At 58.4% G+C, this 20,248-nt stretch carries 18 protein-coding genes and 2 pseudogenes; 5 read left to right on the top strand and 15 right to left on the bottom strand.

The genetic code is table 11. From position 1 onward, the window contains the following. Positions 1–265: 265 nt before the first annotated feature. Positions 266–1,069, top strand: a complete 804-nt coding sequence (locus PU724_RS32525; protein WP_354425807.1) for a transposase — start codon at positions 266–268, stop codon at positions 1,067–1,069. Between the two features lie 377 nt (positions 1,070–1,446). Here the strand turns inward: PU724_RS32525 and proX are convergent, their stop codons facing one another. The 5 genes from proX to PU724_RS32550 all read right to left on the bottom strand — a co-directional run bounded on the left by proX (position 1,447) and on the right by PU724_RS32550 (position 6,177). Next, positions 1,447–2,451 carry a glycine betaine/L-proline ABC transporter substrate-binding protein ProX gene (proX, locus tag PU724_RS32530; protein WP_354425781.1) on the bottom strand — a complete coding sequence of 335 codons (1,005 nt, stop codon included), beginning with the start codon at positions 2,449–2,451 and terminating at the stop codon, positions 1,447–1,449. Positions 2,452–2,558: 107 nt separating this feature from the next. Next, positions 2,559–3,821 (bottom strand): NAD(P)/FAD-dependent oxidoreductase, encoded by a 1,263-nt coding sequence (locus PU724_RS32535; protein ID WP_354425783.1) that lies wholly within the window; start codon positions 3,819–3,821, stop codon positions 2,559–2,561. 67 nt (positions 3,822–3,888) lie between these two features. Further along, positions 3,889–4,212, bottom strand: coding sequence for a 2Fe-2S iron-sulfur cluster-binding protein (locus tag PU724_RS32540; protein ID WP_354425785.1), 324 nt, complete (start codon positions 4,210–4,212; stop codon positions 3,889–3,891). 98 nt (positions 4,213–4,310) lie between these two features. Then, entirely contained in the window at positions 4,311–5,327 is a 1,017-nt protein-coding gene (locus tag PU724_RS32545) for a sterol desaturase family protein (protein ID WP_354425787.1), read from the bottom strand. A gap of 4 nt (positions 5,328–5,331) precedes the next feature. Further along, entirely contained in the window at positions 5,332–6,177 is an 846-nt protein-coding gene (locus PU724_RS32550) for a 3-methyl-2-oxobutanoate hydroxymethyltransferase (RefSeq protein ID WP_354425789.1), read from the bottom strand. A 364-nt stretch (positions 6,178–6,541) separates the two neighbouring features. Between PU724_RS32550 and PU724_RS32555 the strand changes: the two genes are divergently transcribed. Beyond that, positions 6,542–7,495 carry a LysR substrate-binding domain-containing protein gene (locus tag PU724_RS32555; protein WP_354425790.1) on the top strand — a complete coding sequence of 318 codons (954 nt, stop codon included), beginning with the start codon at positions 6,542–6,544 and terminating at the stop codon, positions 7,493–7,495. Positions 7,496–7,573: 78 nt separating this feature from the next. On the opposite strand, the gene PU724_RS32560 is transcribed toward PU724_RS32555, so the two are convergent. From PU724_RS32560 to PU724_RS32585, 6 genes are all read right to left on the bottom strand, one after another. Then, on the bottom strand, positions 7,574–8,554 hold the full coding sequence (locus tag PU724_RS32560) for a GlxA family transcriptional regulator (protein ID WP_354425792.1): 981 nt from the start codon (positions 8,552–8,554) through the stop codon (positions 7,574–7,576). A gap of 223 nt (positions 8,555–8,777) precedes the next feature. Next, a complete protein-coding gene (locus PU724_RS32565) occupies positions 8,778–10,298 on the bottom strand; it encodes a trimethylamine methyltransferase family protein (RefSeq protein ID WP_354425794.1) in 1,521 nt (506 codons plus the stop codon). A 261-nt stretch (positions 10,299–10,559) separates the two neighbouring features. Then, positions 10,560–11,162, bottom strand: coding sequence for an SDR family NAD(P)-dependent oxidoreductase (locus PU724_RS32570; RefSeq protein WP_354425796.1), 603 nt, complete (start codon positions 11,160–11,162; stop codon positions 10,560–10,562). 235 nt (positions 11,163–11,397) lie between these two features. Beyond that, on the bottom strand, positions 11,398–12,450 hold the full coding sequence (locus PU724_RS32575) for a quaternary amine ABC transporter ATP-binding protein (protein WP_354425797.1): 1,053 nt from the start codon (positions 12,448–12,450) through the stop codon (positions 11,398–11,400). A 209-nt stretch (positions 12,451–12,659) separates the two neighbouring features. Further along, on the bottom strand, positions 12,660–13,673 hold the full coding sequence (locus tag PU724_RS32580; RefSeq protein WP_354425798.1) for an ABC transporter permease: 1,014 nt from the start codon (positions 13,671–13,673) through the stop codon (positions 12,660–12,662). Between the two features lie 281 nt (positions 13,674–13,954). Beyond that, on the bottom strand, positions 13,955–14,956 hold the full coding sequence (locus tag PU724_RS32585) for a LysR substrate-binding domain-containing protein (protein ID WP_426213786.1): 1,002 nt from the start codon (positions 14,954–14,956) through the stop codon (positions 13,955–13,957). A 360-nt stretch (positions 14,957–15,316) separates the two neighbouring features. Between PU724_RS32585 and PU724_RS32590 the strand changes: the two genes are divergently transcribed. After that, positions 15,317–16,009 (top strand): corrinoid protein, encoded by a 693-nt coding sequence (locus PU724_RS32590; protein WP_354425802.1) that lies wholly within the window; start codon positions 15,317–15,319, stop codon positions 16,007–16,009. Positions 16,010–16,081: 72 nt separating this feature from the next. Beyond that, positions 16,082–17,116, top strand: a complete 1,035-nt coding sequence (locus tag PU724_RS32595; RefSeq protein WP_354425804.1) for a GlxA family transcriptional regulator — start codon at positions 16,082–16,084, stop codon at positions 17,114–17,116. 259 nt (positions 17,117–17,375) lie between these two features. On the opposite strand, the gene PU724_RS32600 is transcribed toward PU724_RS32595, so the two are convergent. Beyond that, entirely contained in the window at positions 17,376–17,615 is a 240-nt protein-coding gene (locus PU724_RS32600; RefSeq protein WP_426213787.1) for a hypothetical protein, read from the bottom strand. Between the two features lie 100 nt (positions 17,616–17,715). Further along, the gene (locus PU724_RS32605) at positions 17,716–17,877 is read right to left on the bottom strand and encodes an ATP-binding cassette domain-containing protein (RefSeq protein ID WP_354425809.1); all 162 of its coding nucleotides are present in this window, start codon (positions 17,875–17,877) and stop codon (positions 17,716–17,718) included. Between the two features lie 737 nt (positions 17,878–18,614). Between PU724_RS32605 and PU724_RS32610 the strand changes: the two genes are divergently transcribed. After that, positions 18,615–19,127 (top strand): Rieske 2Fe-2S domain-containing protein, encoded by a 513-nt coding sequence (locus PU724_RS32610; protein WP_426213788.1) that lies wholly within the window; start codon positions 18,615–18,617, stop codon positions 19,125–19,127. Here PU724_RS32610 and PU724_RS32615 read toward each other — a convergent pair. Together PU724_RS32615 and PU724_RS32620 are read right to left on the bottom strand one after the other, a co-directional pair. After that, positions 19,112–19,991, bottom strand: a pseudogene (locus PU724_RS32615) (IS110 family transposase). The gene PU724_RS32610 and the pseudogene PU724_RS32615 overlap by 16 nt on opposite strands. Positions 19,992–20,076: 85 nt before the next feature. After that, positions 20,077–20,248, bottom strand: a pseudogene (locus PU724_RS32620) (transposase); the annotation flags it as partial.

Raw genomic sequence — 20,248 nt, forward strand, 5'->3', positions numbered from 1 at the left:
GCGAAGGAGGCCGGGCGCTGCGAAACCCCGGCCATCTCCGCGCCCGGCCTCCTTCGCCCCAAGCCGGGAGCAAAATGGATGAGGCAACGCTTGAATCTCGGGGAGCATCGTTACGTGAGGCAATACGGCCTCTCTCCCGGTTTGTCGCGCTACACTACCACAAGATCGGCCACGAGACGCAGGCGATCGAAGCTCTGTTCGTCGACCTGTTCCTGGAGCCCACGACACGTCGCCGGGGGTCGATCTCGACGCCACCGATGACCCGCTGCACGGTCACCCGGAAGGCCGGTTCTTCCACGGCTACTGCAACTGCTACTGCTACCTGCCGCTCTACATCTTCTGCGGCCGGCACCTGCTGGCGGCAAAGCTCAGGCGTTCCAACATCGACGCCAGCAAGGGAGCGGTCGAGGAGGTCGAGCGGATCGTGCGGCAGATCCGCAGGAAGTGGCGCAGAGTGCGCATTGTCCTGCGCGCCGATTCCGGCTTTGCCCGGCAAGAGCTGATGGCCTGGTGCGAGGCCAACGGCGTCGACTATATCTTTGGCCTTGCCCGCAACCCGCAACGAGCAGCTGGAGAAGAAGATCGCTCCAGCCTTGCAGGAAGCTCGCCTGGCATCCAGGAAAAGCGACCAGGCCGCGCGCGTGTTCAGCTGGTCACGCCGACGGCGGATCGTCGCCAAGGCCGAGTGGACGACGCAGGGCGCCAATCCGCGCTTCGTCGTGACCTCGCTCAAGCCAAAGCGAGGGCGGCACGGGGGCTTTACGAGGATCTCTACTGTGCCCGCGGCGACATGGAGAACCGTCAAGGAGTGCCAGTTCGACCTCTACGCCGACGCACCAGCGCTCACAGCATGCGCGCCAATTTGCCGCGGCTCTGGTTCGCCTCGTTTGCCTACGTCCTGATCTGCGCCTTGCGCCGCCTTGGCCTCGCCCACACCAGGCTCGCCAACGCCGCCTGCGGCACGATCAGGCTGAAGCTGCTGAAGATCGGTGCGCAGGTCCGTGTCTCGGTGCGTCGGATCAAGGTCGCAAGGCTTCAGCCTGTCCATACGCGGACGAATTTGCCCTAGCTCACGCTCGAATATGCGCCGCGGCCCGCTGACGCCGCCGGACCTGAACCTTCCCGCAAACAACAGAGGAAAATTGCAGAGCCCAGCACCGCCGCTCTCCGCGGCGCTGGCTGCGCTCGTCCTCAAAACGGGATGAGCAGCACCGACCCGCGCCAGTCAAGATGGGTCTCGAGCCTCGGCGCGGTGAGGAAGAGGGCTAGAGAGGAGTAGCCAGATCCAAAACGCAGCCAACAGCACAGCGGCACTCTCTGGCTTGACTGGCGTTTGGACGTCGGCAGGTATCAACAACGATTGGAGACACGGGGCCGTTACCCTGTATGCAAGAAAGCGGGGTCCTTTGGCCCCGCCCCCTCACCGAGACAATGGAACCGGACCTTCTACTTTGCCGCTGCCTTGGCTTCTGCAATCCAGGTGTCCCATTGCGCTTTGTGCTTCATCTTCCAATCCTCGGCGTGTTTTTGAACATCGGCTCGCGTGCTCTGCCCATCGTGCACGAGCTGGTTCTCAGCGTTAATGTCTTCTACCGAAACGTTCAGCAACTCGAACCACTTTCGTGCGGCCGGATTCTTGTCCAGAAACGGCGTATTGGCAATCACATGCTGCGTAATTACCGGGAAACCGGTATTGCCTATCCCAGCTGCCTCGGTGACCGCGCCAGCCTGTTCTTCGGGAAGAGCGGTGGATGTGACAGTCAGCCATTGGACCTCGTGTCCTGGTCTCAATATTCCGCTTAGCCACATCGGGGTCCACGTATAATAGAGGGTCGGCTTTCCGGCCTTGATGCGTTCGATCGCATCAGCGATGATGGTTTCGTAGCTGCCCTGGAGCTGGGTCACGGTTTCCCGGAGCCCATAAGCGTCGAGGTGGTGATCGATGATCCTCTCGCAACCCCAGCCTGGATCGCATCCATATAGATCAGCTTTTCCGTCGCCATCGACGTCAAACAGTTTGGCGAGAGCAGGATCTTTGAGCTGGTTGATAGTTTTTATTTTATAGGCATCCGCAGTTTTCTTCTCGATGAGATAACCTTGGACGGAGCCATCGACCAAGGTTCCGACGGGCTGAAGCTTCGCCTTGCCGCCTGCTTTCTCATAGAATGCTTTGTGTAGCGGATCCGCGTAACCCGAGTAGATTGTCGCATCGCCGTTGGCGACCGCTAGGAATGCGGCCTGCAATTGCATAGACACAGGCTCCTTGACGTCGTAGCCAAGTTCTTGGAGACCCATACTCACGAGTTCCTCTTGAAACCATTCGACAGTATAATTTTGGTCCGAGGGCTGGACCGTGATTCCCTTGCCAGGCAGTTCATCTGCAATGGCAGTGCCGAGGGTAAGACCCGCTGCCGCGATCAGCGTCGGAACGATTATTGATTTATACCTCATGGTAATTCCCCTTTTGGTTGTGGTAATCATTCAGTCAGCGAGTCGGATGGCTTGGTTTTCGGGCGCCTCCGGCTGTTCGTGCTCGAAGGGCTGTTGCATGACCGCTCTCAGCCAGTGTTCGTAAGCTCAGGGGTTTCCGCTCTACGGTTCGGCGGGTCAGGAACGCTCGTCAGCATCGACGTAACGTCTTTCGATGCATCGACCACATCGTTGGCCGATATCGTCTGGTGCGACTCGATGATCCGTTTGCCCACCATGTAGGCCCGCGGATCATTTATGGCATCCACCGCAACTAGCCGATTGCCCCGAAAATACCAGATCGACCTCGAACTGTTGTTGTTCCTACGTTCGACGACCCGATCATGTCCGGTATTCAAGCCCGCGATCTGCAATTTGACGTCATACTGATCGGACCAGAACCAGGGCTTGGCATCATATGCCTTGGAGCCCCCGACGATGTTTTCTGCCACCACCTCCGAATGCTCGATCGCATGCCCCACGCTTTCAAGTCGAACGCGGCCCCCCTCCCAAGGGAAGGATACGCATTCGCCAGCAGCCCAGATACTTGGATCGGAAGTTCGGCCCTGAGCGTCGGTCCAGATTCCATTCTCGACCGCGAGGCCCGCTTGCTCCGCAAGCCGCGTCCTGGGCACGACGCCGACACCTACGATAACGAAATCAACCGTCAGGCTGGTGCCATTTGACAAGAGTGCGGCAGCGACCCGGTTCTCGCCAACAAGACGATCGACCCCGACGCCCTCTAGGATCGAGACGCCGTTTGCGGAATGCAGGTCGCGAAAGAAGTTGGAGGTCTCCACAGCGGCGACCCGCTGCAGTATTCGAGGCGTCGCCTCAACCAATGTGACCTCGAGCCCGAGCTTTGCACCAACCGCGGCGGCCTCGAGGCCGATATATCCGCCACCAATAATGAGCAATCTCCGACCTGGGCGGAAGTCGGCCATAAGCCCGTCGACATCTGCAAGCGTCCGGATCGTATGCACCCCGCCCAATGTCCCGCCCATCTCCTGCGGCAATTGCCTTGCATTTGAACCGGTCGCGACTACAAGGTGGTCAAAGGGTACAATGTCTCCACCTGCAGTTACCGTGCACGATGCCCGATCGATGGCGGTGACACGTCGATCGAGTGCGAGGGTAATCTCGTGCTCTTTCCAGAAGGACGGCGCACGAAGAAAAAGCCTCTCAAGGCTGAGTTCGCCGAGCAGATATCCTTTAGACAAGGGAGGACGTTGATACGGCGCCAGTGGTTCTTCGCCGATCAGCGTTATCGGAGCTGAGTAGCCTAGCATGCGCGCCTTGGCTGCTAGCGATGCTCCCGCTTGGCCGGCGCCGATCACCACAATTCCAGACATTGCGCTTCCTTTGGCCGACAGATCGCCTTGGGCCGATCGCTCCAAACAAATGCCGAGATGCAAAGCGTCAAGCTTGCCGTTCGGGTAGACGCAGAACTAGCCCGTCGAGGGTTTCGTTGACCCTGATCTGGCAGGTCAGCCGCGATCGAGCGGGATCTGTCTGGTAGGCAAAATCGAGCATATCCTGCTCCATTGGTTGCTTGGCAGGGAGTTTTGCGATCCAACTTTGTTCGACGAGCGCATGGCAGGTCGCGCAAGAGCACGCACCACCACAATCCGCTTCGATCCCCGGGATGCCGTGATCACGAGCACCTTCCATGACCGTTGTCCCATGGGGGACGTCGACGTCGTGCACGCGCCCGTTATGTTCAATGTACGTAACCTTGACCATTGCTCTTCCTTTAATCGTCTGCGATGGTGCGCCGATCAGGCGCAGAGTCGTGTCTGCTGGAGTTCGAGCAAGCCGGGGCGAGCCCTAAACGTAGCGATTCACTTCTTCTTCCGCATTTCTTTCATGCGAGCGCGCGTCCGCGCGGTTGCTTCTTCCGAACCGTCGTGGAGAGTGCCGAACCACCTGTCACAAGGCACTTCCGGTTCGCCGTAGTTACATTCGAAGTAGCGGTGATGTAGTTGATGAAAGAAGTCGCCAACCTTCAAGCCGGCATTACTATTTTCTCCCAGCGCAAGGGACTCGTATCCAGCATGCGAGCTGACGGCCAGGAGCACCTTCGACTGAAGATGATAGATAAAGTGGAGCGGATGCGAAGCGATCACAAAATGGATCAAAACGGAACTGAGATACATGATGTGCTCAATTGGATGCATTGACATCCCTGACCAAGGACCGACATTCACGTTACGATGATGAAGTGAATGTGCCAAGTTATATAATGGCCCCCAATGCAATGCGCGATGAATCCAGTAGAAGTTGATGACACCGTAGAAAGGCAATAGAAGAAACCACAAAATAAACCCGAGCCTGTTGCTTTCAAACGACAGCATCGGCATATATCCGTTGGCAAAAGCCCAGAGTCCGATCACCTCGTAAGCAGTCCAGACAGTGACCCCGCTCGCTATAGACCAGAACACGTTGTCGGCAAACTGATTGCCGAACGTGAACAGTGCATTCTTTTTATGAAAAGGCCGGGCGTCATAGCGGAAGCGGTTGCCTTGCATCTTGAAAGTATACAGATAGAGATGCATCCCCCCTGCCAAGATGGTCAGGATCAGCAAATTACGCAGATAGAGCGTGGCGATCCAGTCGAACTTGAATTCGCGTGCCACTTGCAATGACGGCGAGAGATAGAACCACGTAAGAACCGACACCCCAATCACGATCCAACGGTCCGAAATCGGCTTCCAAGAATTCCACAGCAGCTTGACCCCTTCGAGTGGTCCACGCTTGAAGTCGAACACCGAGTGATCTTGTAGCGGGAGTTCGGGATGGTAGTTCCAAGTCGACCTTGTCGCAGGTGTCCCTGGGCGTTGTGTGACATCGTCGGTCATCTCGTTATCCTCTGGCGACGCTCAAGCAATCTGTCCTGCCAAACCGGGTTCGAAATGCCTCAAGGTGTTCCGGCTTCATCGAGATCGAGACCCGCTCATAAGGGAAAGTTCCGGCACGCACGTCGGATTGAAATGCGCTTAGAGCATCTATGCGTTCGCGCTCGATCTGCTCTTGCAACCGTCGCACGTTCCCGTACGCGAATGCGTGACGCGGTGGATTCTCGGTTTCCCCGCAGATGTCCTCGGAGAACAGAAAGGTGACGTCTCCTCCCGATCCCGACCCGATGGAAAAAGTGACCAGGGTGGTTTGCTTGTTGATTTCCTCCAGCACCTGCTGAGGAACGAGTTCCACCTCGACTGCAAACGCGCCGGCCCGTTCCATGGCGCGAAAGCTCTCGACCACCTTCAGAGCCTCGTCGGCGGTGGTACCATAGGCCCGAAGCCCGCCGATCCAGGTGCTGTAGGGCGGTACAAGCCCGACGTGCCCCATGACAGGAAAGTCGAGGTCCGCGAGCATCTTGATCGTGTCCAGGCTTCGGGTGGTGTAGAGCGCATCTGCCCCCTCGCCCATTGCCCGCATCGCGCCTTCCAGCACGTCCTTTTCGGTCGGGTGATCAACCAACATCAACGCAGCGGTCAGGAAAGTGTTTGGGGCGGCGGCACGGACCTCTTTCAGCATCTGGGACCGGGTGACGATCGTGTCAATTCCGGCGGCGGCGGCTCGCGCGGCCTGTTCGCCATTCATCGCTGTAACTTCCGTCAGTTGCAGCTTGCCCTTGTTGGCGCGCAAGTCTGCGACCGTCCAGTTTCGTTGGGCGGGACGATGGCCGAATGTAAAGATGTTGCGCATTTTTGTGCTTTCGTGAGCGGCCGTACTAGAATTCATTCTCTGATGTCGGTGCGATAAAGGATGTTACCAGGACGCGGCGGGATCAAATGAAATCTAAGATGCTGCTGCATTCCCTGCGCGAATGCAAAACACTGAGAGGCCTTCCCATAGGCTTGGAACATTCAGGGTTTCAAACGTGTCTAGGAAAGCGCATAATCCTATTGGTGATTTTGGCATTCCCAAAGCCATCGCAAGCGAAGGGTCAGTCCCGTGGACAAAACTGACCGGTCGAGCCAGCCGGCCATCGTCCATGCGGCTTCCGCCGCTAGTGCAATGTGAGAGTTTTCCGTTCAGTTAGATGGTGCGTCGGACCACCGGGAATTGCATGCGAAAGAAGTCGCTTCACCGAAACATCCAACGGCTCTTGCCGGCCTTTGAAGCAGCTGCACGGCAGGGAAGCTTCACCCTTGGGGGAGAAGAGATTGGCCTGTCACAAAGCTCGGTCAGCAAACAGATCATCGAGCTTGAGAGCCGACTTGGCCAACCACTCTTCGTTCGTTCGCACAAGAAGATTGCCTTGACCTCGGCGGGTCAACGGCTTCTGAAGGCCTACTCGTTTGCAACATCTCAGATTGTCGACGCTCTTGAAGATTTGATCCAGGAGCGCTCGAAAGGGCAAATCGTCTTGTCGACATCAACCGCAAACGGAGCATTCATGCTGCTTCCTCGCCTTGCGGAAGTTCGAGAATGCTTTCCCGGGCGAGAGATTTTTCTAGTGACTTGGGACCCACAGGGCATCGAGCCCACGGGGCAGGTTGATCTCGCCTTAATCTTCGGCGAGCCTGACCTTCCCGGTTTCGAAACCCGACCGCTCTTTTCTGATCTGCTCACTCCTGTCTGCTCGCCAGAGCTTTTAGATAGGAATGGACCGTTGCGGGAACTATCTGACCTGCAGAATTGCGAACTGTTGTATATGCAGGCGCAGCATCCATCTTGGGTAGGCTGGCGGCATTGGCTGAGGGAATTCTCGATGGAGTTGCCGCGGAACCATCAGCCGATGGGCTTCAACAATTACTACAACACGATACAAGCCTGTCTAGCAGGTCAGGGTGTGGCTTTGGGCTGGCTTCGCCAGCTTGGCAATTTGCTGGAATCGGGACGCCTGGTGGCGCCTTTGCCGCAGTCCCTACAGACCAAGGAACAATATCAATTGGCTTGGCCTGCAGATCGAGCTCCTGAATTTCCGATCGAGCCGTTTGAAGAATGGCTGACCCGGAGGTACGGCGGCCCTACTGTCGGTTTTTCTTCAGGCACACAGCAGTTGGCAACGACGCCTTGAGCGCCACCCGCGCCCAATCTACCGTCTGGCATGACTGTCGCGCGCGGCTTTGCAAGGTCATCCGTCCTTGGCAGCCGACTAGCCGAGGCCAGGTCCGACCCAGGACGGGACCATCGAGCGACACTTCTGCGGCGAGATGCCATTGCAGATCTTGAAGCACTTTGCGAAGTGGGATGGGGAAATAAAGCCACAGGCGATCGCGACGTCGATGATGGGCAGGCGCGTGCCCTCGATCAGCCGTTTGGCGTGGTCCAGACGAATTCTTAGGTACTGACGCACCGGCGGCATCCCGACTTGGGTGGAAAACAACCGTTCCAGCTGGCGCCGCGACACCCCAGCCCGTCGCGCGACTTCGGCCATGGCGACCGGGTTCTCGATGTTTTCCTCCATGATCCTCATTGCCATCAGCAGCTTTTCACTGACCCCTGCAAAGGCAATACCCGAAGGCCCGGTCTGTCGGTTTGATCCGGATCGTTGGCCTTCGACGACGGCATGTCGACAAACCTCCTGCGCGATAAACGCGCCGGAATGGTTGGCAATGAGATCGACCGCTAAATCAAAGGCTGCCAGTTCGCCGGCGCAGGTCGAGAACTGGCCATCTCTGACAAACAGAGTGTCCCGGATCCGCGGCTGGGCAAACACCTCCGAGAAAGCAGCGAGCCGGGACCAATGGATCGTGCAGCGCGTACCTGTCAGAAGCCCGGTCTGGGCGAGCAGCCACGTCGCTGTCCCGACGGCCGCCACCGGGACCCCGTGACGCGCGGTCGCGCGCAAGAAGCTGTTCAGCTGTGGCGTGAACTGATGCTCTACCAGTTCACCGGCAACGATTGCCAGGTGATCCGGTTTGCAATTTTGCGAACGGAGCTGTTGTTCCTCAATCGTCGTATCGACGGCTATCGAAATACCGTTGGCGCCCCGAACGGCTCCCGCGTCCAGCCCTGCGATCCGCCAGCGGAAGAGCTCCATTCTCGACACCGTGTTGGCAATTCGGAACGGCTCGAGGAAAGCATGCAGCGCGAGGTGCGAAAACCCTGGCAGGACTAGGATCAGCAGTTCCATTCGGCCGCCCTCGGCCGGATCGTCAAGCGTTACCGGTGACCTGAGGGTACTGATGTTGGCAGGAGCATTCATCGGATTTCGTCCACACGATAGTCGGATCTGGTTCCGTCTCTAGCCCGCCGCGTGCCGGCCGGGGATCTGGGCCAACAACAGGTCGCATTTCAGGGGCCGAGCTAGCGCCCTCACCGCTTCGCTCATCGCCGCTGCCGCAGCGGCGGCCGCGCTAGAGCACGGCATCGCCGATTTCGGATTCCCTGCGCTTGATGAAGTCCAGAAGCGCCTCATCGACGGCTTCGTCAATGGGCGGCGCCTCGTATTCCTTCAGCGCCCGCACGGCTGCCTCCAATCCCCTTGTGTTGGCATCCTTGGAGCCATTGAAGGACCACTGCTCGAAGCTGTCGTGATTCATCAATTCGGGGACGAAAAAGGCGTTCTCGAAATTCTTCAGCGTATGCTCGGTCCCCAGATAGTGAGAACCTGGCTCGCTCTGCCTTATCGCATCCATCGCCTCGTCGATCTCGCGCGCGACTATGCCCTGGCCCAGCTTGTAGAACATGACCATCTGTTCGGCGTCGAGCATGAACTTGCTGTAGCTCTGGGTCAAAGCCGCCTCGAGATAACCTGTCGTCGAAAGCACGAAATTTGCTCCGGCAATCAGCGCGCCATACATATTTCGCGCCGCCTCATAGCCCGCCTGGGCATCGACGAGCTTCGAGCTCGTGTTGCTGCCGCTGCAGCGCCAGGGCAGCTTGTAGTGCCTGGCAAGTTGTCCGACCAGAAGGTTCATGTGGCAGATCTCGGGCGTTCCGGCCATCGGGGCTCCGCTCTTCATGGAGACCGTCGCCAGCCACTGGCCATAGATGCAGGGAGCGCCCGGCCGCACTAGTTGAGCAAAGGCGATGCCGGCAAGCGCCTCGGCGTTGAGCTGCGCAACCGCCGCCACAGTGCTCGCCGCGGTGCTGGCGCCGCCGAGGACGAACGGAGCGAAGATCATAGCCTGGTTGTTGGAGGAATAGACCTTGACCGCATCGAGCATCGTTGCATCCCAGACCAGCGGGGAATTGCAATTAGCAAGCGAGATGATGACCGTGTTCTCCTGCACGAATTCGTCGCCGAAGACGATCTTGGCCATGGTGACCGTGTCCTCTGCCCTCTCGCGCGAGGTCACCGCACCCATGAACGGCTTATCGGAATAGCGTATCAGGCTGTAGTTCATGTGCAGGTGCCGCTTGGGGACCGCGATGTCCATCGGCTCGCAAAGCACGCCGCCTGTCATATGAATTGCGGGCGCCTGGTAAGCCAGCTTAGCGAAATTCACGAAATCCGCGATCGTCGAGTTCCGCCTCTTGCCCTCGAGATCCAGTACATTTGGCGAACCGTAAGCCGGGACAAAGATGCTCCTTCTACCGCCGAGGCTGATCGTCCTGGCCGGGTTCCTGGCAACGACGGTGAGGGCCTCGGGAGCTTTGGCGACCAACTCAAGTAGCTGGTTCCTGTCGATCCTGACGCGCTGGCCAACGACGTCTGCGCCGGCGGCGCGCCAAAGTTCGACCGCCTCGTCATCGCGGAATTCGATACCAATTTCTTCCAGTATTTGCATGGAGATATTATGAACCCGAAGCAAATCCTCCTGGCTCAGCAAATCCATGTAAGGTAACCCGCGCTCAAGCGGTGGCAAGAAAGTAACCGTTCTGTCAGAACGCAATTTTTGCCGAGCGCCTCGGCCTCCTGATCTCGCGGACATTTTTGTGATCCCTGATTTGAGAAGGCAATATATGACTCCGCCATGACGCTAACCACCAATAAAAAATAATGTAACTTATGAACTGAAGTTATGAGCGTGTGTCTGACCAGCATTAACCACCTGCGGTTGACGCACGAAACCACCATCCGGGAAGCGGAGCCGCCGCCCAATCGCCGACCTCTCAGTGAGCGTCGGCTGGCGCCGACGTCTCGCGTGGAATTTTGGAGTCGCAGCGGCCCGACCCCGAGGCGCGCGGACCGGCTAGTAGACGGCCTTGGCTCCAGCGACCTCCAATGTGGTTCCGGCAGTGAAGCGCGCGGCATCCGAACTCAGGAAGTAGACCGCATCGGCGATGTTTTCAGGTTCGCCAAGCCGGCCGAGAGGATTCGACTTGCTGAGTTCGGCCACCGCCGTGACGGGATCGAACCCTCGATGGACAAAGCCCGAGCGAAGCATTGGCGTATCGATCTCGCCGGGACAAACGGCATTGACCCTGATGCCGTCGGCGGCGTGGTCTCGCCCAAGGCATTTTGAAAAGGTTGCCGCGGCAGCCTTGCTCGCGCAGTAAGCCGCGTGACTTGGCCCGGGATAGACGCCCCAGGTCGAGGAGATGTTGACGATCGAACCGCCACCATTTTCCTTCATGAAGCGTATTGCCCGCCGGCAGGTGTAAAAGATGGCCCTCAGATTGATGTCGAAGGTTCGCTCCCAATCCTCATCGCTCGTTTCCAGGATCGTCCCGCGCGTAATAATGCCGGCATTGTTGACGAGGGCATCGAGGCGGCCCGTCAGGTGGATCGCGGTGTCGATCAGATCCTCGCAATAGGCCTTGCTTCGGAGGTCCCCGGGGTCTCGCCAGCGCATTTTCCGCCGTCTGATTCAATGCGGCGATCGTGTCCTGCAAGATTTGCGCATTGGCGTCGCCGGCGACGACGAAGTATCCGTTGGCGACGAACTTCGCGCAGATCGCCTGGCCCATCTCGCCGGCAGCTCCGGTGACGATCGCGGTCTTGCGGTCAGTCTTCATGATCTTTCAACCAGCGGATCGAGAGCAGTATGGGCCGCAAAAGCGCACAGCCAGCGATTTGATCATGTCTGCCTAAAGGCGCTCATGCACGCCTCGCAGAATCGACGATGCGGTGATCACACCGATATCGACCCCGCTTTCGTCGACCACGACCATCGGCGTGTTGCCGTGTCGATTGGACAGGCCAAGCAGTTCCTCGATTGGAGTATCGAGCCTCAGCCGCGGAGCCTCGGAGAGGGGCTGGCCCTGTCCGACACTTTTAAACTCCCCAAGGGGCAACATCACCGTTTCGGCCTTCAGAAGCTTCAGCCGGCTGCTACCCTGGACGAATTTTTCGACATAGGGGTCATTTGGACTGCCGAGGATCTCGTCGGCCGAACCGATCTGAAGCATTCTTCCGTCCTTCATCACACCGATATGGTGTCCAAGTCGGACGGCTTCGTCCAAATCATGGGTGATGAAAAGCGTGGTCTTTCCCAACTTCGTCGAAAGCGCCTTGAACTGATCCTGCAATTCCCGCCGAATGAGCGGGTCAAGGGCTGAGAAGGGTTCGTCCATCAACAGAATGGCGGGGTCGGCAGCCAGCGCTCGAGCAAGACCAACCCTCTGCTTCATTCCGCCCGAAAGCTGATCGGGGTAACGGTCGCCCCAGCCGGCAAGCTGGACGAGCTCGAGCTTTTCCTCCGCGATCTCACGGCGCTGTCGCGCGCTCGCCTTTCGCAGTTCCAGGCTCAAGGCCACGTTGTCGCGAACCGTCCGATGGGGAAGAAGCGCTACGTTTTGGAAGACCATCCCCATCGTGCGAGCGCGGAGCTCACGCATCTCGTTCTCAGATTTCAGATTGATATCTTCGCCGCCGACTATGATCTGGCCGGCGCTGGGCTTGATCAGACGGTTTACATGCCGGACCAGCGTCGACTTGCCACTCCCGGAAAGACCCATGACACAGAAGATCTCGCCTGCTTCGACCTTGAAGGAGACGCCGGCGACGGCTGCAACGCAGCCATATTTTTCGAGGAGCGTGGCCTTGGAAAGATCGCTGCGCTGGACGCTTGCGAGGTCGAGCTTCGAGCCTGTCCCAAACACCTTCCAGACGTCCTTGAATTCAATGGAATGCGCTTTCAAAGGTAAGCTCCACGATTGAGAAATTACACCTTGCGGATCAAAGGATGCGGGGCGAGCCTGCTGTCACAAGGCAGCGTTCTGCTTCGCTGCCTGTTCGGTCCGCTATCCAGTTGTTCCATTGATCGAGGTGGCCATTCCGAGCTTCGGCGCAGACCATGGTGGCCAGAACCGTCACCGCGACAGCAAAGTGCCGGTCCTGCCTGTCCATGCTAAGCGGGCCGCTCATAGTCGCTCCCCTTGTCTTGAGCCAGGAGTTCAGTGCCCGCCACTTTCCAGTCGTCGGCCCCGGTGGAGGAGCTGGAGGGTCTGAGCATCATTGTAAACACGGATGCTGGCCCCCGCCTGTACCAGGCGACGTGGCCGAACTGTCTGCGTCGCGACATTGCGGCTTGGGTCAGGCGATCAAGAATAATGGCCAGAATGACGATGCCGATACCGCCGGTCGCGGCGAGGCCGACATCCAGGCGACCAATGCCGCGCAAGACCATCTGGCCAAGCCCGCCGACGGCAATCATGGAGGCAACAACCACCATTGAAAGCGACATCATCAACGTCTGGTTGACACCGGCGAGTATGCTGGGGAGCGCCAGCGGCAACTGAGCCTTGAACAGAAGTTGATTGTTGGTGGCTCCGAAGGCGCGCATGGCCTCGACGACTTCTTCGGGGACCTGCTGTATGCCCAATGCGGTCAGCCTGATAACGGGCGGCAGCGCAAAGATGATCGTCACGATCACGCCCGGCACATTACCAATCCCGAACAGCATGACGACAGGCACGAGATAGACGAATGATGGGATCGTCTGCATCGTGTCGAGAATCGGGCGGCAGATCGCTGCGGCCCGCTCGCTTCGACCTGCAATGACACCCAGCGGGATGCCGACGATCATGCAGAAGACCACTGCGGTGAAGACGAGAGACAGCGTTGTCATCGTTTCACCCCAGATGCCGAGGAGGCCGACAACCACCAACAGGCCCGCGACCTGGAGCGCCAAGCGCCACCCGGCGATCTGCCAGGCAATTAGACCGACACAGAATATGGTGACGAGCGGCGGTATGCCGATGAGGGCGAGATCAAAAGCCGTGAGCAGCTTGTCGAAAGGCCATTTCAAGGTCTGGAACAGTGGGCGGTAATTCGTGACCACCCAGCTCAACACGTCCTGAACCCATTGACTGAAGGGCAGGTGCCAGCTTTTGAACGGATCTAAGATATCAGCTAGACTCACAAAAGCTCCTTTCGACCAGAAAACTGACTATCGAGTGCTTTCTGGACTTCGCCCATGCGATGAGCGCCAGCGCCGCCCGGTTTCTCCAAAAGGCGGAAGGATTCGCTGCAGCCAGCACCACAGTTGCCCGAAAAGCTAGAACCCTCGCTGCGTGCGTCGCATTAATCCACTCACCCCCGCTTGGGATATCACCACATCGTGAGTTGTGGCCCTGTCACTCCACGGAACGCTAGCTACGCGGGAGCGACAAAACAACCGAACAAATAGTTATACGCGGCCGACTAAATGTTATCGGGCGAGTGCGGCTCCGCAGCGAACGTCGGCGCCGCGCCAACGAACTCGGCAGCCGCCTCTGGCGCGACTGGCTTCAGGTCCTTGACTTCGGCGATCAGCCAGTCGCGAAAGATCTGGACGTCTTCGCGCCCGATCGCCGTGTCCGGGATCACCAGATGGTGCTTTCGGCCGGTGAGATAGCTTTCCCCGAGAGGCCTGATCAACGTGCCTTCATTGACATAGTCATTGACCAGGTGTCGCCAGCCCAGGCCAATGCCGTAGCCTCTGATCACCGACTGCATCATGGTTGGATAATTGTTGAAGGTGATGGTCCGCTTGAAGGAGGGCGAGATTCCGAATTGCTCCAGCCAGTGCACCCAGTCGAAGGGCGACCACGGATAGGCGGACCAATGCTGGTCGTCCATGACCAAAAGGACCTCGTTCACCAGATCCGCCGGCGTCAGGATTTGCGGTGAGTGCGTCTGGTAGGCCTTGCTGCAAACCGGGAAGACCTCCTCGCTGAAGAGTTCAGTAGCTGTGAAGCCGGGGCGCGGCAGATACCCCATGACCACGGAGACGTCGAAACCGTCTGTTGCCGGCGCGGGGCTGCGCTCGAGCGAGACCAAATGGAGATCGACCTTCGGATTGGCGGCGACGAAATCGCCGATCCGGCGGCTCATGAACAGCGTCGCGAACGACATCGGCATGCCGACGGTCAGGGGCTGGGCCCTCTGCCGCCTGCGCACGCTGTCAAAGGCTGCCGCCATGTGCCCGAGGCTGAGCGTCACAGCCTCGAACAACTCCTCGCCGGGGGCCGACAGCGAGACCTTCTGGTTGCCACGGTTGAACAGCTGGACCTGGAGGTGGTCCTCCAGCGTCAGGATGTGGCGGCTGACTGCCGCCTGGGTAACCGAGAGCTCGTTGGCAGCCTTGGTAAAGCTCAGATGCCGTGCCGCCGCCTCAAATGCCCGAAGGGCGCTCAACGGAAGCCTGCGATAGTCCTTCGACATGAGAAATTGTTATACCGGTCCCGACAAAAAGTAAATTGCGTCTTGTCCCGTTCTCTATAAGCATGGACGCGATCGATATCAAGAATCTCAATGCGCAGGATCGACATCAATCCAGTCGAGTGGTGGCTTGAGCATGGCGGAGCGCATCCTGGTCAAACAAATAAAAGTCATTGCCTGACCAGGGATTGCCGTGACGGAGGCAGCAATTTGTCACGTCGGCTGGTGAGATCAGCGCTCTCTTAAGCAAGGCGGGAGACGCCGCCCGGCAATAGACTCCCAAGGCTTCACCGGAAGCCGGGTCGGTACCCCATCGAGCATGGGGTACCGACCTTTTTCGACAGAGAATGAGGCAGGACCGACATGGCTGACGACGAGATCATCCTTTCTGAACTTTCCGACGAGGAACTTGTGCAGCAGATGCACGACGACCTCTATGACGGGCTGAAGGAAGAAATCGAGCAAGGCACCCATATTCTCCTCGATCGCGGCTGGGTGCCTTATACGGTGCTGACTGAGGCGCTGGTCGAAGGCATGCGCATCGTCGGCGAGGATTTTCGAGATGGCATCCTGTTCGTGCCGGAAGTTCTGCTTTCGGCCAACGCCATGAAGGCCGGCATGCACATCCTGCGGCCGCTGCTTGCCGCCACCGGCGCGCCCAAGCAGGGCAAAATGGTAATCGGCACCGTCAAGGGCGACATCCACGACATTGGCAAGAACCTCGTCGGCATGATGATGGAAGGCGCCGGCTTCGACGTCATCGACCTCGGCATCAACAACGCGGTCGAGAAATACATGGCTGCGCTCGAACAGCATCAGCCTGACATCATCGGCATGTCGGCGCTGCTCACCACCACCATGCCTTACATGAAGGTCGTCATCGACACGATGAAGGAAAAGGGCATCCGCGACGACTATGTCGTACTGGTCGGCGGCGCGCCGCTCAACGAGGAATTTGGTAAAGCCGTCGGCGCCGACGCCTATTGCCGCGACGCGGCTGTGGCCGTCGAGACGGCCAAGGACTTCATGAAGCGCCGGCACAACGCACGGGGTTGAAGCCCATAAGTAGATGCGCCGGCGTTAGGCGCCGGTGAACTTTAATGACCACCGAAAGGGACCTGTGATCAGATGAATGCGCCCTTTTCAGCGGGAGACCATGCGCGCATCGTGGGATGGAGCCCTGGCCGGCTGCAGATCGACAGTCGCGGTCAAACATTCCGCCTAACCATCCTTGCGCTTCCCGGGTTCTCCCAGCTCAGCCTGTCGTCTTTCGTGGATCCGCTTCGCCTTGCTAACTCGGTCACCGGCAGGAGGTTTTTCGAATGGACGCTGGTCAGTCCAGACGGACAGCCAGTGGAATGCGCCAGCGGCTTCAGCCTCGCAGTCGCCGGCGACTTTGCAGGGATCGCGGAGAGTATCCAGGCCTGCAAGGGACCGAGCATGGTTGTGGTCTGCGCCGGCGAGCGGGTCGAAGATCAGGCGTCGACTTCGCTGGGCAGGATCCTTCGCCTTAGCAAGAGATTTGGCACACCGCTCGCAGCACTCGGCACCGCGACATGGCTGCTGGCCGAAAGTGGGGTGCTCGAAGACAGAGCCTGCACGATCCATTGGGACAAGCGGGCTGCCCTTGGCGAGACGTTTGCGCGCCTTCTGGTGACTGACCGGCTGTTTGTGAGAGATTCGCAATTCGCCACTTGCGCAGGCGAGTTTGCCTCCTTCGATCTTGTCATGGACATGATCAGCGACCATCTCGGCAAGGACACCGCGCTGGCTGTCTGCAGACATACCACGGCCGGTCACTGGCGCTCGGCGTGTGACAGGCAATGGACGATCACCGGCAGTGAAATGGTGACCTCGAAGGCGCTGGCGGAGATCATCCGGATCATGGAGGAACATGTCGAGGACCCGCTGCCCCTTCGCGACATTGCCAAATGCGTCGGCCGCTCCAGACGTCAGATCGAGCGGCTGTTCGAGCGATCCGTTTCATCGTCTCCGATGCGCTACTACATGACCTTGAGGCTTTCCCGCGCCAAGCGTCTGGTCCAGCAGACCGACATGCCGATCGTGGAGATCGCGATCGCCTGTGGCTTCGAGTCGGCATCGCATTTTTCGAAATGCTTTCGACAGGTGTACGGCTGCAATCCCAAGGCCTGCCGAGGCTGATACCGGTTGAGGATCGGACATGCTTTGGAACTTGCCGAGTTGACCGGTATGAACAGGAGCGCCTGGCGACCTTGGGAGCTAGCTTCCCCACTCCGAATCCATGTCAGCACGCAACACCGCTCTGCTCGTGAAGACCACACTTGCGTATCCAGCCTGCGGCTGGTCGTCGCGAGACAACCCCGCAGATCCTGCCTTAGCATCAGGGGCATCGAGCAGGTAAGCAGGCCAAATTCAGGAGCTATTCCGAATGCCACAGGCTTTATTTACGCCAGCCACAGCAAATGTGAGGCAAGAGATCCGCGCGTCGGTGAGATCCCTTCTTATGTGCGCTGCTCTTTTGCTTCTCCTGCTCAAATTCAAATTCGGCATTATTATGTAGAAAGTTTTCGCAGGTCACTGCGATAACTTCAGGATCGGGCAATCCAAGCTTTCTGAACAGAGAAACAGCGCGTTGCTGCACGGCGCAGCGTGCCACCGATCCGTGAAAGCGCAGCTTCAATCACTTGCTCTATTAGCCGTTGGGAAGGATTGAAGGCTGCGGCGGCAGAATGGGCAACATAACAAACGTGTCTCCGCGAATCTCGCGTACGTTAGTTTCGCTAGACTTGAGCAAGTCGTCGCCGTTTAGAATGATTTGGCCGCCTGTGATCGTCAAGGCCATAAGCCATCGCTGCAAGGCCTATTGTCGATTTGCCTGCCCCCGACTCTCCTATCAATCCAAGAACTTGACCCCTCTTTAAGCTCACCGACACGTCATCCACGAGAACGACAGTGCCACCTGGTTGGTCTCTGCGCTCTGCTTCGATGCGCAAGTTTCGGATAGTAAGGAGACTATCCAGTTCGTCAATGTCACCTTCGGGTGGGCGCGATGTCAGGTTCTTAGGACGAATTTCGAGTATCTGTGCTGTTGATCGATTGCTCAACGGTAACTCTTCACCCTATCACCTAAACCAGCGCATTAATCCTACTGCTTGCCTCCTACTCCCAAGAGGAAAAAAGTCACCTGACAGGTCATTTTTTTGCATTGTAGCACGTCGGCGCTTGTTTGCCCCCAGACACCCGAGAGGTTGCGCCGGACGCCGCTCAAGGTGAATGGCTCTTTTGAGACGACCTGAGCATCCATACGCAATAGTTTTGGCTCAAGCGAAAAGCCATTGTGTCCGCTCCGGCGGGTATGCAGGCGCTTGCCCTCATTTACCGCGCGAATGTCCCAAGGCTACTTATTCCTTTTAGTTATGCTTCGCATGAATTTTAGCCCTGTCGCGTTGGTCATCGCTGGTCGATGATTGATTCGAACAGTTCTCGGTCGCGAGTTTCGCGCTGCCGAAAATCTACAAGGTGAACTATGTCAGCAGATCAGCAGAAGTAAAGCTTGCCGATGACCACGACGAGGTCGGGGATCAGATAGGCCAGATACTTTGGCCGCCCGCTTCTACATCGATCCAAAAATTATTAGGCATGAGCTGTCGGATCTTTTGTATAACTCTTGGCCGTTTGTTTGCCAGGAGAGTCAAGTGCCCGATTTGGGCGACTTTTCGCTTTTACTTTGAACGGTCTCGAATTGTTCATAGTGCGCACTCCGGACGGTTTGAAAGGGTATCATAATGTCTGTCCGCATCGCGGCCACCGACTTGTGGAGGGTCGAGGCAACAAATCCCAATTGACTTGCCCGTATCATGCATGGACCTTCGCGCTTGATGGGAAGCTGAGAGTCCTCTCTGATTGGGGTCGTCGTGGTCAAGATGCTCCTGCACCTTTTTCTGGACCGTTCCGTGGGTCACTCGCTTCTCTTCGCGGTCAGCGCTTGGGCCGCCGCATGATGGGGTCAGGAGAGCGAGGCGTCTCAATCTGTTTCACGACCTTGCCGCGCTTGGGCCGGCAGGTTCGGGACTCTCAACGAGATCGCCTCGCCCATCGTCCCCAGGGAACGAGCCGGGCATCGCCCTTTCGGGCGAAGGCTTTATTCGTGTTGCTTGCTCCTCGATCTGTCTCAGTTCAAGCGGCCAGGTGAACAGGCTCCTTTCCAAAGCGGAACTCGGTCGCGTCGGCCCACATGCGATGCAGAATGACGGCCAGTTTGCGGGCGACCGCGACCCGGGCTCGTGCCATGCCGCGCCGCCTGGCGATGTTCATGCCCCATGCTCTGAGGCTCGACCACTTCTTCGATCGCACCAGCAGTGTGTGGGCCGCCTCAATAAAGCGCGGTGCGTGCAAGTTCGTCGCCGCATCGGCTGACCTTTCCCTGGATGTCGGTTTCGCCGGACTGGTAGCGTGCCGGCGTCAGTCCCAGATGCGCTCCCACCGCCTGCGACGAGCCGAACCGCTCAGGCCGGTCGATCGTGGCGCGGAAGGCGAGCGCGGTTATCGGCCCGACGCCCGGCGCGCTCTTCAGCCGCCGGCAGACTTCTTCATTGCGGACGATGTCGAGAACCTGCTTCGTCAGGCGGGCGAACTCTCTCAACATGACGCCGAGGATTGCAAGCAGCGGCTCGACCATCGCAGCGAACGCCACAGCCGGCATTGCCGGCTCTTGACATGCACCTGCCGATACCAGCCAGTGCGCATGATCTGCGCCAGTGCGCGGGCGTCATTGCGATCGGTCTTGTTGGGCATCGTTCATCGCCGCGTTGGCAGCCCGCGTCTCGATGCAGGTCGCCGGCAAGCCTTCGGCGTGCAGTCCATCGTGAAGCCAGGCCGTCAGCGAGCACGCTTCCAGGCCGATCCGCTCAAGCGGCAAGCCGGTCCCCTTCAGCGCGTCACACAATGCCGGTGGATCGCTCAACGCTCTCGCCTCCTTCACGATCCGGCCAGTCTCGTCGACAATGCAAATAGAGGTCTCTTCCAAAGACAGGTCCAGTCCGGCAGAGTACTTCATGGCTGCTCCTTCCAAATGTTTGTGGCGACTCACATCGACCACGTTTTCACATTCGAGACCCCAATCACCCCATCTGTTTTGAAAATCACGGATGTGCGTTTCGGCGAAGCAGATGCCGCCCATTGCGACAAGGATCATGGCTTGCGAGACGTCGATGCGCTGCTCGTAGTCGCGTACGAGGCGGCGCCATCTTGTCATCCAGCCGAAGGTCCGCTCGACGACCCAGCGGCGGGGCAGGATCTGGAAGCCCTTCTGGT

Origin of the sequence: Mesorhizobium abyssinicae (assembly GCF_049887195.1) — a bacterium.
GTDB lineage: Bacteria > Pseudomonadota > Alphaproteobacteria > Rhizobiales > Rhizobiaceae > Mesorhizobium > Mesorhizobium abyssinicae.